We start from the raw sequence: 13,423 nt of genomic DNA on the forward strand, positions 1-13,423 counted from the left end.
GCCGTTTCTCAGCGCTCCAGCGGCGGCTGCACGTCATGGGTGCCAAGCGCCTTGTACTTCTTGCGCAGCTCACGCAGTTCGCGCTGGTCCAGATTGTCCAGGCTCAGCAGCGCATTCTGGGCATCCTTGGTCACGCGCAGCAGCTCATCCACTTTGAGGTGCAGCACGTCGTTGTCGCGGTTCTGGGTATTCTGAATCAGGAACACCATCAGAAACGTAATGATCGTGGTCGACGTGTTGATGATCAGCTGCCAGGTATCGTTGTAATGAAACCATGGCCCGGTCGAGGCCCACAGGGCGATCAGGATAATCGCCGCCATGAAAGTCCTGGGGCTTCCCGCCCATCTCGACAGTCCCTGAGCAAATTTTGCGAACTTCATATATTTCCAACCTGGGTGAGGGCAACACAGCTTCTGACCTCGGCGGGCGCGTGAAATTTCCTGTTACATCGTGACGCATCAATCCCCACGCCGAATCGGCAAGTACCGGTCCGCGCAGGACATTTTCTCGACCGTTCGATCATTCAGGTGGAACGCTTGGTGTCAGGAGTCATCCACCGTTAAGGATTTTTCTGATACAGGCGTATTACGCCAGGAGAGTGCTCCAATGTTGTCGCACTTAGAGCTCCGCCAGATCGTCGAATCCGGGTTCCTGCCTATGAAAAGTGTCTGTTCGATCACCTCGGAAGGCATGATGACCGTCGAATTGTTCCATCCCATGAAAGGCCACGCGGCCGTCATCGCTCGTGACATCCCCGTGGAAGGGCTGGAAACCAGCCGCGCCATCGCCACCCTCGTGGCCCAGCTCAAGAGCCAGCTGCAGGAAACCCAGGAGGCGGCCGGCAATCGGTGGATGAAACCCGAAGCCAGATTCTTCCAGCCCTGATTCGGCGATTATTCAGGTGCCGGGCAGGCCACGGTATTCCACGCCTGTCCGGCGCGGGTGCGGCCGCTAGGCAAGGGCTGCGACGTTATTGAAGATCATCAGCCAGCCGAGAACGAAAATGGCGGCACCGGGCACAAAGAGCGGGGTTCTCGTCAACTTCTTCATGCCGATCTGCTCCTGTTCGGTGGCGAGCCCTTTCAAGGTCCAAGCGCAGCGCTTGCACACCTATAGGAGCCCTGCGGCGCGAGCAAATTTCCCCTAGTGCTCAGGCAAGACGACGAATGGTTTGTCCTGAACGGCCGTGCTCTGCTGTTATGGATGTTTTGCGTTTTCCCAAGAAGGGGTTTCTGTGTCTATCCAGCCGTTCAAACTCCATATCAGCGACGCGGCCCTCGCGGACCTGCATCGGCGTTTGCGCAACACCCGACTTCCCGACGCGCCGCAGGGCACGGGCTGGAGCGAAGGCATGGACAGAGATGAACTCAAGCGTCTGCTCGACTACTGGACCAATGATTTTGGACTGGCCGGCGCAGCAGGCGCGGCTCAACGAACATGCCCACCTGCACCGCACCAAACCCCAGACCCTGGCGGTGGGGCTCAACGATTCGCCTGCCGGGCTGCTGGCCTGGATTGCCGAAAAATTCATGGCCTGGAGCGACACCGCTGATGACGGCGGCCCGGCTATCGACAAAGACACCCTGCTGACCAACGTCGCGCTGTACTGGTTTACCGGTTGTATCGGCTCGTCCTTTCGCCAATACGCCGAAGGCAGCAAACGCCCGTTGGTGTTCGAGCCGGGCCACAAAGTCCAGCCGCCGTCGGGCGTCAGCCTCAACCCCAAGGAGCTGCCCATGCCGCCGCGGAGTTGGGTGGAGCGTTGCTATAGCGTGCAGCGCTGGACGCCAATGCCTACAGGCGGCCATTTCGCCGCCCTTGAACAGCCGCAGCGGCTGGCCGAAGACATCCGGGCATTTTTCCGACCCCTGCGCTAATGCCGATCCCGCATTCAGACATCGCTGAACGCGGGATCGGCATTTCGGGTGCTGAGCTGGGGTGCTTAGCGCGAAGTCAGGGCCGAGTAGCCGTTCATGAGATTGCGGTAGTTGGGAATACGCTCGGAGAGCAGGTTGCCCAAGCCTTCGATATCGTTGCGCCAGTCGCGTTGCAGCTCGCAGGCCACCGAGAACCAGTTCATCAGTTGCGCACCGGCCTGGGTCATCCGCGCCCAGGAGGCTTGCTGCACGGTGGTGTTGAACGTGCCGGAAGCGTCGGTCACCACGAACACATCAAAACCTTCAGCCAGTGCCGAGAGGGTAGGGAAGGCGACGCACACATCGGTCACCACGCCGGCGATGATCAATTGCTTGCGGCCGGTGGCCTTGATCGCCTTGACGAAGTCTTCGTTGTCCCAGGCATTGATCTGGCCTGGGCGAGCGATGTAGGGCGCATCGGGGAACATGTTCTTGAGTTCCGGCACCAGCGGGCCATTGGGGCCTTGTTCGAAGCTGGTGGTCAGGATGGTCGGCAGTTCGAAGAACTTGGCCAGATCCGCCAAGGCCAGCACGTTGTTCTTGAATTCGTTGGGCGAGAAATCCTGCACCAGCGAGATCAGACCGGTCTGGTGGTCGACCAGCAGAACCACGGCGTCGTCTTTGTTCAGGCGGTTGTAGGTTGCAGTGCTCATGTTCAATTCCTTTTCGTTGGTTAGAGGTCAGGGCTGTGCGTTCAACATGGGCACAGATTAATAGTCAGCCTGAAAAGGAAAAAGCCGCTGTAATGGGTTTTACTGTCCACTCACAGTGGACAATGGATCGAGTAAGCCCTTGAATCAGGGCGCTAACGCCTTGACCAGCGCCGGCGTCACGTAGTGTGGGCCGTCGAACAGGTACAGCGGGTAGCCGTCGTAGGCGGCCAGTTGGGGTTTGAGTTCGGCGGCGGTGGCAGAGCGAAAGCCGCCGCCGTATTGCGGGCGAAAGGCTTCGGCGATGATCCTTACACGCGCCTTGCCCAGCCGATCGCGCAGCGCATCGGCGTAGGTGCGGGCTACCGGCGCTGAACGGGCATAGACCCCGACGCCGTCCTGGAAGAACACGCCGATATCCTTAGGCAACCACGTATCGAGCCAGTCGGCAGTGGCTGCGGGGCCGATATTGGCGCCGTCGTAGACGCTGATCCATAACGGCCTGGGCAGCCTGGCCAGCAGCGCGGGCAGTTCCTTGGCGCGGCTCCAGCTGGGGTCCACTTCGGCCGGGAAATACCAGCCGGTCACGTTCAGCGGCGTCTTGACCTTGGCGATACGCTCGGACAGCTTCGCCAGTTCTTCGATGTTGTCCCGGGAACGGTTCTCACTGAAAAAACCCGCAAGCCCCAGGATCACATCCCTGGCCCAAGGTTCTTTCGCGATGCGCGCCCAGTCCGGCAGCACCGGCACTTCAGGCAGCCCGGAGCCGGGCACGAAGGATTGGCCATCGACCACCGTCCATTGCACCAGCAACTCACGTGCGCCCAGTTTTTCCCAGTCGCCCTTGATGCCGACCGTCAGGTTGTCCGGTTGCCAGACCATGCCGACGATACCCGGCTCCAGCGGTTTCAACGCAGTGACATACAACATGGCAGTGCCCGTCCCGAGGGTCGCTGCAAGCAGCAGCAGAGCACTGACCGTAGCACGGCCCAGCTGTTTCCCCAGGATGTTCACGGCAAGGCCTTTTTCACGCGTTGCTGCCATTGGCCGAGCGAAACGACGCCCTTGGCGCTCCAGTTGGCCGCCGCATCGGGGCCTTGGTGGAACTGGCCTTCATTGAACTGCCAGACGATCACCTGCGGCTTTTGCCGGGCGAAGTCCGGCGATTCCAGGTATTGCAGCAGCGTGGCCCAAGGCCCGACATCGCCGGGGTTCCAGGTCAGGGTAACCGGCCGGTCCAGCGCGTTGGACAGTTTCTGGGTAAAGCCCAGATACGGCTGCACGAAGCTGTTGCCGATCACCTGAACCGGCGCCGGCGCATCATCGATCAGCAGGTCGTCTTCCTCGACCTGATGGCGCACGGTGTAGATGTCACGGCCGATGGCCTTGCGCTTGACGGCAGGCAGGAAGTTGGCGGCCAGGTCACCGAAGGCCCGCCTGTCGAACCATTCACCCAGCGGCGCGCCGCCGCCCGGTTCGCCCTGCAACGGATACCGGCTGCTGATCAGCCTGGCGGTGGCATCGGCGGTGTTTTCCGCGCTCCAGGCGGTCCAGTGGTAATCGGCGCGGTAGAACGCGGTCTGCTTGCCTTGCTCGGTCTGGCGCAGGATGGGTTTGATATCCAGCGTGGTCAGGCCGGCTTTGTGCAGGTCGCCTTGCAGGCGGTCGTAGCGCTGCGTCACGGCCGGGCTCAATGGCTGATCGGCCGGCAGGCGTTGGGCATAGAACGGCGCCTTCATGGGCACCACCAACACCACCAGCGCGATGTGGTGGCGCTTGAGCTGCTGCTCGGCGTCCTTGATCAAGGCGATGTTGCGCGTAATGCCGGCGTTATCGATCTTGCTCAGGCTTTCCCAGGCGGGAAACAGCCAGCCGTCCTGGCCGGTAATGACCGCCGAAGCCGCGTGAACGGTGGTAGCCGACAAACCCAGAAACAGGCCGGCGAAGAGGGCGCGGTAAGGGAATCGACTCATCATGGCGCCGTCTGGTCGACCAGGCCGATCAGGCGCGGCGTTTGTGCCGAACCGACCAGGAACAGGCTGTAGCGATCGCCGGCCTTGAAAGGCACCAGCTTGAGCGGCAGGCTCGCGCTTTGCCCGCAGCTGGCGATCAGCGTTGCCTGCACCGGATTGATGGTGCGTTGCGCCTGGCCGCCCTGCGGCACCTGGCTGAATACCTTGGAGCCGTTGGCCAGCTTGAGGTCGGCGTTGGCGCACCCGGGATTGAGGTTGTAGACGTTGAGTTCGGCCCGCAGATCCTTGCCCCGCGGCGGCGGGTCGATCACCAAACGCGGCGCGGCGGCCGGATCACTGCCCAGAATCAGTGTCACCCAGGCATCTTTCGGCGCCTTCAGGCCTTTGACTTCACGACCGTTGACGGTCAGATGCAACGGCTGGCGCGCGTCCACCGCCTGAAACGGGCTGGCGGCGGTCGAGGCGGCCGACAAGGCGATGTCCTGCCCCTGATTCAGGCGCACCTGCAAGGCACTGTCGGACGGATTGACCACTCGCACCCAGGCCGAACCTTCCGGCAGTTTCGGTGCATAGAGTTGCGCGATTTCAGGCGCGGCCTGGGCTGCGGACGAAGCCAGACCCAGGCCCAGCAAAAAACACAGACGAAGGTGCATAAAAAGTCCTCAGTAGGAGTAGGTCAGGCGAGCGAACACGCCTTTGGCGCGGTCGTCACCGGACAGCTTCACCCGGTATTGCAGAGAAAAATCCACATAGGAACGCGGCGCGTTGTAGGCGTCTTCGCGAAACCAGTAGCGCACGTTGTTACCCAGCCCGATGCCTGCGGCGGTGCCGGAGGAATAGTCAGTGCTGCCGTCGCTGCCGGTGTCGCTGTCCATCTTGGAGTCGTAGTCGAACGCGGCCACCACATGGGGAAAGGTCACCCAGCGCGAGCCTGCGCCGCCGATGGCGTAACTGCGCCCGCCTTGCCATTCGCTGTTGAAGTAATTGCGCGAGTCTTCGACGTAGTGCCCGGCTTCGGCGAACAGTTGCGAGGTCCACCAGCTATCGGTGTCGACCCGCAGGTCGGTGCCGATGCTGGAGCCATAACCCAGGCGCAACAGCCAGTCGCCATCGACATCGGACGAGCCCAGAGGAAAAGTGCGTTCCACGGCGGCCATCACGTTCAAGGATGAGAACGGCTTGGCGCGCACCCCGAGCGCGCCTTGCAGGGCGTCGAAACCGGTGTCCGAATCGCTGTTCTTGCTCCACAGCGTATCGGTGATACGTCCGTACAGTTCGACGAACCGGGCGTTGCGGTAGCCCAGCGGCCGCCACGAGATCTCGGTGCTGTTTTGCAGGCTGTCATTGCTGCTGTCGCCACCGCGGCCGCCATTGTCGTTGCTGCCGCCGGAACTGGGCGCTGCGCTCAGACCGCTGGTGGAGGTGTTGCCGCGGTAACTGGTGGTACTGGTCAGGCCCCAGGTGCGCGACACATCGGCCACGGCGCGCCGGGTGTCGAACAGCTGGCGGGCAGGCATCTGCAGTTCACCGGCTTTTTCGGCGTCGATGACCCGCTTGAAGTAGGCCACCGCGCCTTTGTCGTCATTGACCCGCATTGCGTTGTAGGCCGCGTCCTGCGTGGCGGTCGGGGCCAGACGGGTCTGGGCGTCGGCCTTGGCGAACGACTCATGGGCGGCGTCATCGTCACCGGCCTGGACCGACAGATACGCGACTTGAAGATCCTTCATGTCCTTCAGTTCGCCCGCGTCCCTGGCCTGCTGCAAACGCTCGCGGGCGGTACGGCGCTGCCCGATGGCCGCGCACAGGCTGGCCTCTTCATAGCTGGGCAGACCGCCCAGCGCCAGGGCCTGGGTAAAGTCCTGTCGGGCGCCGGAATCATTGCAGGTCTGTTGGCGCAGGCGACCGCGCTGGGCCAGCAGGCGGGCATCGTCGCCATTGGCCTGAAGGCCTTCGGTGGCAGCGTCGATGGCGTCGTCGAGACGCTTCTGATCGGTCAGGGCGCTGACCAGCAGGCTGCGATAAGCCGGGTTGTGCGGTGCGCGGCGAATGGCTTCACGGGCCAGCGCCTGCGCGGACGCCGCATCCTTGTCGGCCAGTGCGGCGTAGGCCTGCATGGCCGTGTCGGTGCCACCGTCACGCTGGTTGCCCGGCCAGATGTCACAAATCAGTCCGAATGCGCTTTCCTGGCAACTGAGCGCCGGCACCGGGAAGCGCGCGGCGGTTTTCACGCCGTTGCGCTGCTGGCGTGCAGTGACCTGCGCGGCGCTGCGGCGGCGGGCCACCTCGCCGTTGGCGTCTTCGGGCACCTGCTCCAATTGCTCCAGTGCCTGGGCCAGTTCGCCGTTGGCCAGCGCCAGGTCGGCGGCGAAGAAACGAATGTCGCGCACTTCCGAATCCAGCAGGCCGTCGATGGCCAGGGCCTGCTGAAGGTCGGCCTGAGCCGCATCTTGCTTGCCCTGGCGATCCAGGGCGTAGCTGCGCAGGATCCACGGCGCGATTTCGCCGTCGTCCTGGGCCAGCGCGCCATCGGCGGCCTGTTCGGCGGCGCGATAGTCACCGCTCGCCAGCAGCGCGCTGATCAGCAGTTGCTGGTTGGCGCCGATTTCCGGTGCCCAGGCCACGGCCTTGCGCGCCTGAGCTACCGCCAGCGGCAATTGATTCTGTTGCAGCGCCCGATAACCCTCGATGGCCAGCGGTGCGGCCAGTTGTCGGCGAATGGCTTCGCGGCGCATCAGCAGCGTGTCGTCGTCGGGAAATACCTGCAAGGCCTGGACGGTCGCCTGATCGGCCTGCACCAACTGGCCCTGGCGCTGTAATGACTCGATCAGCAGCATCCGGTAGTCCATGCGCCTGGGTGCCTGGGCGATGGCCTTGCGGATCGAGCTGGCGGCGAGGGCGAAGTCGTCGCGATCGTAAGCCTTGAACGCCTGGGCCGCCGCGCCGAAACCGGGGCTTGGGCGTGATTCGGGGTACTGCCGGGGATGATCGCGGCGCTCTTTGTCGCGCTGCGCCAGGACGATCAGCCGGTTCAGCCGGGTGATGTCCGAGCGTTGACGCAAGGCTTCGCGGGCCTTGGCAATCGCCAGGTCGTAATCCTTGCGGTCGTAGGCGGCGTAGGCCTCGTTGGCGATGGTGTAGGCCGGGCCGCTCAATGGCAGCGGCAGCACTTCGGCCTGGCCCAGCGCAGGCGCCATGGCCAGGCCGGCCAGCGTCAGGAGAAAGGTGCGTTTCATTGCGGTTGCCCCAAAGGTGAGTGCGCTGCGGGGCGGCTGTGCTGGCGAGCCACGGCCTGTTCGATGGTTTCGCGCGACAGCACGCCGATATCGACCAGGTAGTCGCCGATGCGGCCGTGCAGTTGCGGACGATACTGGGACATGGCGCGGGCGAAGGTCTGGCGATCCAGCAAGCCTTCTTCGATCAGCATGTCGCCCAGCAATGGCGTGGCCGATGGCAGCGGCTGGCCGCTGACGATTTCCAGTTGCCGCAGCTGGGCGACGATTTCGCTTTCCCGGGCGATCAACTGCACCGGTTCGCTGCCCATCTGCTCGGTGAGCTGTTGCAGGCCTTCGGCCGACAACGGGCTGGCCACCGCAATTTCCGGACGGCCTTGCGCATCGATACCCAGCGGTACGGCTCGCCAGCGCAGCGCGAATTCGTCCGCCAGTGACGACGACAACCGAGCCCGGCCGGCCACGTCGAATACCCGCGGCAGGTTGCTCTGGAAGGCAATGGCTTCGGCCAGGGTTTCATCGTCGAGCCAGCCGTGGCTGAGCAGAATCCGCCCCAGTGGCAGCTGACGGGTCTGCTGTTCGTCCAGCGCCCTTTGCAGTTCGTGATCCTTGATCGCCTGCCATGACACCAGCACGCTGCCCAGCTTGCGCGGCGCCTGGGCGACCAGGTCGGTGGACGGGAAGTCATGCATGGTCTTGTCCCAGACCAGCTTGCGGTTGAGCAGCTTGCCCACCAGAAACATGCGCCAGGCCCGGGCGGCGGCCATGAAGTTGACGAAGTTGCCGACCACCATGCGCGGTATCGACAGCAGGCCATGCTGCCAGCCGTACAGCACGGTGGTGAAGTAGCAGCGGTGGATGATCCGCCACAGCAGCGCGAAACCGTTGGCCACCAACAGGTACTGGATCAGCCCGGTGGTTTCGAAAGGCGTCGGGAAGCTGGTGTTCCACAAGCCGCTGGCGCGCAGCACGATCAGTGCGACCAGCTGGATCAGGATCAGATAAGCGATGATGCTGACGAACGAGGTGAGCACGCTCTTGCGGTCGCGAAACAGCAGGTACCGGTTGGCCAGCGAGCCGCTCCAGCCCATCTGTTCCCAGCCTTGCAGGCCGATGCCCAGGGTCCAGCGGGCTTTCTGGCGAAACGCGGTGCGGAAAGTGTCGGGGAAGAACTCACGCACGCACAGCGGCATTTCCAGGGTCGACTCGTAGGGCCGGCGAAACCAGGATTTGCGCAACACCCGGTACTGCACCGGAAAGCGCACGAAAATCGAGCTCATGCCATAGCTGTAGAGGCGTGCGCCGACATCGTAGTCTTCGGTCAAGCTTTCGGTGTTGAACGGCTGATTCTGGTTCTCTTCGGCCAGCACCTGCAAGGCGCGGCGCGAGAAACAGGTGCCCACGCCCGCCGAAGGCACGCTGTCGGTCATGCTTTCGCGTACCACCAGGTCCTTGCCGTGCCATTCGGCGAATTCGTCCATGTAGGTGCCGGCTACCCATTCGTACCAGTTGCGCTCCAGCGACACCACCGGCAGCTGGATCATGTCCTTGCGCGGCAGCAGGTAGTTGAACAGGCGCAGCTCCAGTGGGTGCAGCACGTCTTCACTGTCGTGCAGCACCACACCGGCGAAGCTCACTGAATGGGTCTGTTCGTAGAGGAAGATCGCCTGGATCACCCAGTTCAGGCAGTCGGCCTTGCAGGTCGGCCCGGCATGCGGCACTTCCACGCGATGCAACTGCTTGTAGCGCCGGCGCATGCGCTCGACTTCATCGATGGTGCGCTGGTCGTTGACGTAGGTGCCGACGAACACTACGTAGTTCTGGTAATCGAGGGTCGAGACCATGTTCTCGATCATCGGTGCGATGACGTCGTATTCCAGCCAGGCCGGGACCATGATCGCCAGCGGCTGTTCGTCGCGCTCCACCAGCTGCTGCTCGGTCAACGGCCGGTAGCGGCGTTCGGCGGTGAACTTGCGATACAGGCGCCGTGCCCAGTACCACAGGTCGATGATCAGGTCGTCCAGACTGGAAATCAGAATGATCGAGCCGATCACGATGGTCGCCACTTCCAGCACGCTGTAGTAGTGGGCCAGCCAGTAAGGCCAATAAAGCGAAGTCATCGCTGCGTCCCGTTACTGGCGGTTGCGGCGGGCACTGCGGCCGGCCAGCAAGAGCACGAGGAAGACAATGACGCCGGCCGGAATCAGCCACAGCCACGACGGTGTACGCCAGGCGTCCAGGCCTTTGGGCTCTTGGCTTTCGATCATCAGGCTGCCGGTCGGGTCATTGGCGTCGAAGGTGGAAACGGCGCCTTCATTGCCCAGGAGGCTGACGTTGCCCCGTTCCAGCAGCAGTGGCTGAGCGAAGACCGGCGACTGGCCGCCCAGGGTGCGGTAGACCATGCCGTGCTGGCCGCCGGACTCGACCACCTGCAGGGACGCCATATGATTAAGGCTCTTGAGGTCCAGCAGCGACTGTTCCTTGTGGTGAATGGTCAGGTGACCGTCGTTGTTGACCTGCACCGCCTCGCGGCTGTCCTTGACCGGCAGTTCGAAGGCCAGGAACGCGTGTTCGGGGGCGACGGCGACCTTGGCGTCGGCGCTGACCGACAGCGTGGCACGCAATGGCGACACACCGCTGGCGCTGGCGACTCGAATCAGCTGCGGCAGGCTGGTGGCCGGATGCTCCAGATAGGTTTGCGGGACCAGCACCTGGGTGTTGCTCGCAAAGCGGGCGGCCATGCCGGAGAAATCGTCGCCTACCGCGGCCTTGTCCAGAGTGATGTGGCTGGTGGGCAGGACCGAGATCGGGAAGGGTTGCGGGGTTTCCCGGCACTCGTTGCTCACCGGTTGACGCTGGAACGACACACGCAGGGTGTTCTGCGCCGCCAGTGCATAGCGAGGAATGCGCGCTTCGATGCGTTCTTTCTTGCCGTCCGCCTTAAGCTGCGTGGCGCCGATCAGGTAATCGTTGAAAAACAGGGTGGCCACCGGCGCGGTGCTGGTGGCGCCCGGCGCGGCCGCCACGTCGATCACGGCATTGACCGGCACGCGGCCGTCGTAGGCGATGCTGCCCAGCGGGAACGAAGTGCTCCAGTCGCTTCTGGCCAGCACCTCGATATTGCCGGGCTTGCCGCCCAGGCGCGACAACGCGACCCGGCCGTCTTCGCTCAACGGCATGTTGGCTTCTTCACCCAGGGTCAGCTGACGCTCGCGAGCCAGGGTATTCCAGGCCGAACCGAACAGGCCGATGGCCTTGCCGACCGCGTCGTGATTGACCACCAGCATCGGCCGCGCGCCGAGCAGGGTCAGGCGCACATTTTCGCTGCCTTTGCTGTCCAGCGCCGCGTTGATGCGGCTTTCACGCCATTGGCCCAAGGCTTTGGCCGCTTCCGGATCGAGGCTCTGGACCTGGCTTTGCAAGGCGTCCAGCGATTCATTGATCGCCTTGAGCAGTTCGGGGTCGCGCACGGCCAGGTCAGCGTTGAACGCCGGGGTCTGGCCCAGCACCAGCAGCGCGCCGATCTGCGCCGCATCGCTCACGGTGTGCGGGCCTTGATGGTCCAGGCTGGCGAAAGCCGGAATCTGCTTGAGTTCGGCCGGAATGCGCACGCCGCTCAGGTCGATGCTGGTCTGCAACGAGGGGAACGGCAGGATGCGCGCCTGTTTGCCGATACGCTCCAGCGCCACGCCCAGCCGCCAGGCGGCGTCGTAGCTGGCGCTGGACAGCGTGCCGGGGGCCACCAGAATGCCGGGCTTGCCCGGCAAGGCGTTCCACGCCGCGCCGACGTTCTGCAGAAGGCGAGCGTCGTAGCTGTAGCTCAGGCGCGTGTGCGGATCGATGCGCAGCACGTTGCCGATGCCGCGCTGCTCTTCACACAGCACCCGCTCGACCGCCGACGACCATGCCACGCCCAGGCGCAGCGAACCGCTGGCACGTGGCGCCTTGTCGACGCCGACTTCGATGTTGGCATTGCCTTGCGGCTCGTTGAGGCCCAGCGCGCGTACCGGATAACCATCCAGCGACAGCACCAGCGTGTTGCGCCCCGCTTCGGCGTTCAGGTAGCTGGCGTCGAAGTTGAGGGTCGCATCGCTGAGCGCGACATCCGCCGGCACCGGCAAGTACAGCTCGCGACGAGCGTCGCTGGCACCGAGAATGATCGGCCGATCAATGCCCAGGTCCTGAAGCTCGACCACCCGTTGTTGACGGGTGTCGGCATTCAGGCGGCTGATCGCCTGGCTCAAGGGACTTTCGGCGGCAAAGGCGCCGACAGGCAGCAGGCTCGACAGCAGGGCACAGGCAAGGGCACTCAGCGCGGCCGTGTTTACGGTAACGGAAGACGTCATCTGGGGTTCATTCTCGGTCAATACAGCGGTCTGGGAGCGCAGCACCGCCGCCGGGGTCCGGCGGCAGGTCGTGGCAATTACTGTCGGGTCATCACGGAAACCGGATGCAGGTAGGTCCGGCTGGTCGGCATCTGGGTGCCGAACTCTTCCACCTCACGGCCCATCAGGGCGTCGACGATCCTTTCGCAGGCACGGCCGTCGCCATACGGGTTGGCCGCTTTCGACGCGTTGCGCCACAGGAACTCGTCGTCGAACAGGGCACACACGCCCTGCACGATGCCGTTGGTGTCGGCCCCGACCAGGCGCACCGTTCCGGCGCTGACCGCTTCGGGGCGTTCGGTGACTTCGCGCATCACCAGCACCGGCTTGCCCAGCGAAGGCGCTTCTTCCTGGACACCGCCGGAGTCGGTGAGGATCACGTGGGACAACTGCATCAGGCGCACGAACGACAGGTAGTCCAGCGGCTCGATCAGGTGCACATTGGGCAGGTCGCCCAGCAGGCGGGTCACCGGCTCTTTCACGTTGGGGTTCAGATGCACCGGGTAGACGATCTGAATATCTTCGCGCTGGGCCAGCAGGCGCAGGGCCTTGCAGATGTTCAGGAAACCATCGCCAAAGTTTTCGCGACGGTGGCCGGTGACCAGCAACATCCTGCGCTGCGGCAGCAGAAAGCTGAACTGGCGGTCCAGCGCGTGGCGCAGGCGCGAATTGTGCTCGATGCGTTGGGCGGTCATCTGCAACGCGTCGATCACCGTGTTGCCGGTGACGAACGAGGTGCCTTGCAGGCGTTCACCCAAGACGTTGCGGCGCGAGCCGTCGGTGGGAACGAACAGCTGGTCGGAGATCAGATCGATGCTGCGACGGTTCATTTCTTCCGGCCAGGGCTGGTAGATATCGCCCGTGCGCAGCCCTGCTTCCACGTGGCTGACCGGAATCCGCCGGTGAAAGGCCGACATCGCCGCCACCATGGCCGAAGTGGTATCGCCATGCACCAGTACCCGATCCGGCTGCATCTGCTCAAGCACCGGATCGATGGCGGCATACAGCGCGGCGGTCAGGGTATTGAGGGTCTGGCCGGGCGTCATCACGTTCAGGCTGTAGTCGGCCTTGAGTTCGAACAGGTCCAGGACTTGCTGCAACATGCTCTGGTGCTGGCCAGTCACACAGATCCGCGAATCGATGCCCGGCTCGGCCGCCAGTGCCTTGACCAGCGGAGCCATCTTGATGCCTTCCGGACGCGTTCCGAAGATCGAAAGGACTTTGAGTCGAGGCCGAACTTGAGCCATTGATTTCTCCGCGCGCAGCATC

11 protein-coding genes and 1 pseudogene are annotated in these 13,423 nt (G+C 63.6%); 3 read left to right on the top strand and 9 right to left on the bottom strand.

Annotated elements, in window-relative coordinates; all coding sequences use genetic code 11:
* Positions 1-8 precede the first annotated feature (8 nt).
* On the bottom strand, positions 9-380 hold the full coding sequence (locus EGJ27_RS24250) for a low affinity iron permease family protein (RefSeq protein WP_125833278.1): 372 nt from the start codon (positions 378-380) through the stop codon (positions 9-11).
* A gap of 226 nt (positions 381-606) precedes the next feature.
* Between EGJ27_RS24250 and EGJ27_RS24255 the strand changes: the two genes are divergently transcribed.
* The 3 genes and pseudogenes from EGJ27_RS24255 to EGJ27_RS24260 all read left to right on the top strand — a co-directional run bounded on the left by EGJ27_RS24255 (position 607) and on the right by EGJ27_RS24260 (position 1,877).
* A complete protein-coding gene (locus tag EGJ27_RS24255; RefSeq protein ID WP_125833279.1) occupies positions 607-885 on the top strand; it encodes a DUF1652 domain-containing protein in 279 nt (92 codons plus the stop codon).
* Between the two features lie 349 nt (positions 886-1,234).
* A pseudogene (locus EGJ27_RS25145) lies at positions 1,235-1,345 on the top strand (epoxide hydrolase N-terminal domain-containing protein); the annotation flags it as partial.
* A gap of 49 nt (positions 1,346-1,394) precedes the next feature.
* Entirely contained in the window at positions 1,395-1,877 is a 483-nt protein-coding gene (locus EGJ27_RS24260) for an alpha/beta fold hydrolase (protein WP_256672921.1), read from the top strand.
* 65 nt (positions 1,878-1,942) lie between these two features.
* Here EGJ27_RS24260 and ycaC read toward each other — a convergent pair whose 3' ends face one another.
* The 8 genes from ycaC to wecB all read right to left on the bottom strand — a co-directional run bounded on the left by ycaC (position 1,943) and on the right by wecB (position 13,401).
* On the bottom strand, positions 1,943-2,569 hold the full coding sequence (gene ycaC, locus EGJ27_RS24265) for an isochorismate family cysteine hydrolase YcaC (protein ID WP_125833280.1): 627 nt from the start codon (positions 2,567-2,569) through the stop codon (positions 1,943-1,945).
* 144 nt (positions 2,570-2,713) lie between these two features.
* Complete coding sequence (locus EGJ27_RS24270) at positions 2,714-3,496, bottom strand: hypothetical protein (protein WP_371920886.1); 783 nt, start codon at positions 3,494-3,496, stop codon at positions 2,714-2,716.
* An 80-nt stretch (positions 3,497-3,576) separates the two neighbouring features.
* Positions 3,577-4,542 (bottom strand): twin-arginine translocation pathway signal, encoded by a 966-nt coding sequence (locus tag EGJ27_RS24275; RefSeq protein ID WP_125833282.1) that lies wholly within the window; start codon positions 4,540-4,542, stop codon positions 3,577-3,579.
* Positions 4,539-5,192, bottom strand: coding sequence for an alginate O-acetyltransferase AlgF (locus EGJ27_RS24280; protein WP_125833283.1), 654 nt, complete (start codon positions 5,190-5,192; stop codon positions 4,539-4,541). The genes EGJ27_RS24275 and EGJ27_RS24280 overlap by 4 nt, the downstream gene beginning before the upstream one ends.
* A 9-nt stretch (positions 5,193-5,201) precedes the next feature.
* Positions 5,202-7,772: a bacteriophage N4 adsorption protein A gene (locus EGJ27_RS24285; protein ID WP_125833284.1), complete on the bottom strand. Its 2,571-nt coding sequence runs from the start codon at positions 7,770-7,772 to the stop codon at positions 5,202-5,204.
* A complete protein-coding gene (locus EGJ27_RS24290; protein ID WP_125833285.1) occupies positions 7,769-9,889 on the bottom strand; it encodes a glycosyl transferase family protein in 2,121 nt (706 codons plus the stop codon). The genes EGJ27_RS24285 and EGJ27_RS24290 overlap by 4 nt, the downstream gene beginning before the upstream one ends.
* Before the next feature lie 12 nt (positions 9,890-9,901).
* Complete coding sequence (locus EGJ27_RS24295) at positions 9,902-12,115, bottom strand: cellulose biosynthesis cyclic di-GMP-binding regulatory protein BcsB (RefSeq protein ID WP_125833286.1); 2,214 nt, start codon at positions 12,113-12,115, stop codon at positions 9,902-9,904.
* A gap of 77 nt (positions 12,116-12,192) precedes the next feature.
* Positions 12,193-13,401: a non-hydrolyzing UDP-N-acetylglucosamine 2-epimerase gene (gene wecB / locus EGJ27_RS24300; RefSeq protein ID WP_125833287.1), complete on the bottom strand. Its 1,209-nt coding sequence runs from the start codon at positions 13,399-13,401 to the stop codon at positions 12,193-12,195.
* Positions 13,402-13,423: the final 22 nt, after the last annotated feature.

This window comes from Pseudomonas sp. v388, from assembly GCF_003935425.1.
In the GTDB taxonomy this organism is placed as follows: domain Bacteria; phylum Pseudomonadota; class Gammaproteobacteria; order Pseudomonadales; family Pseudomonadaceae; genus Aquipseudomonas.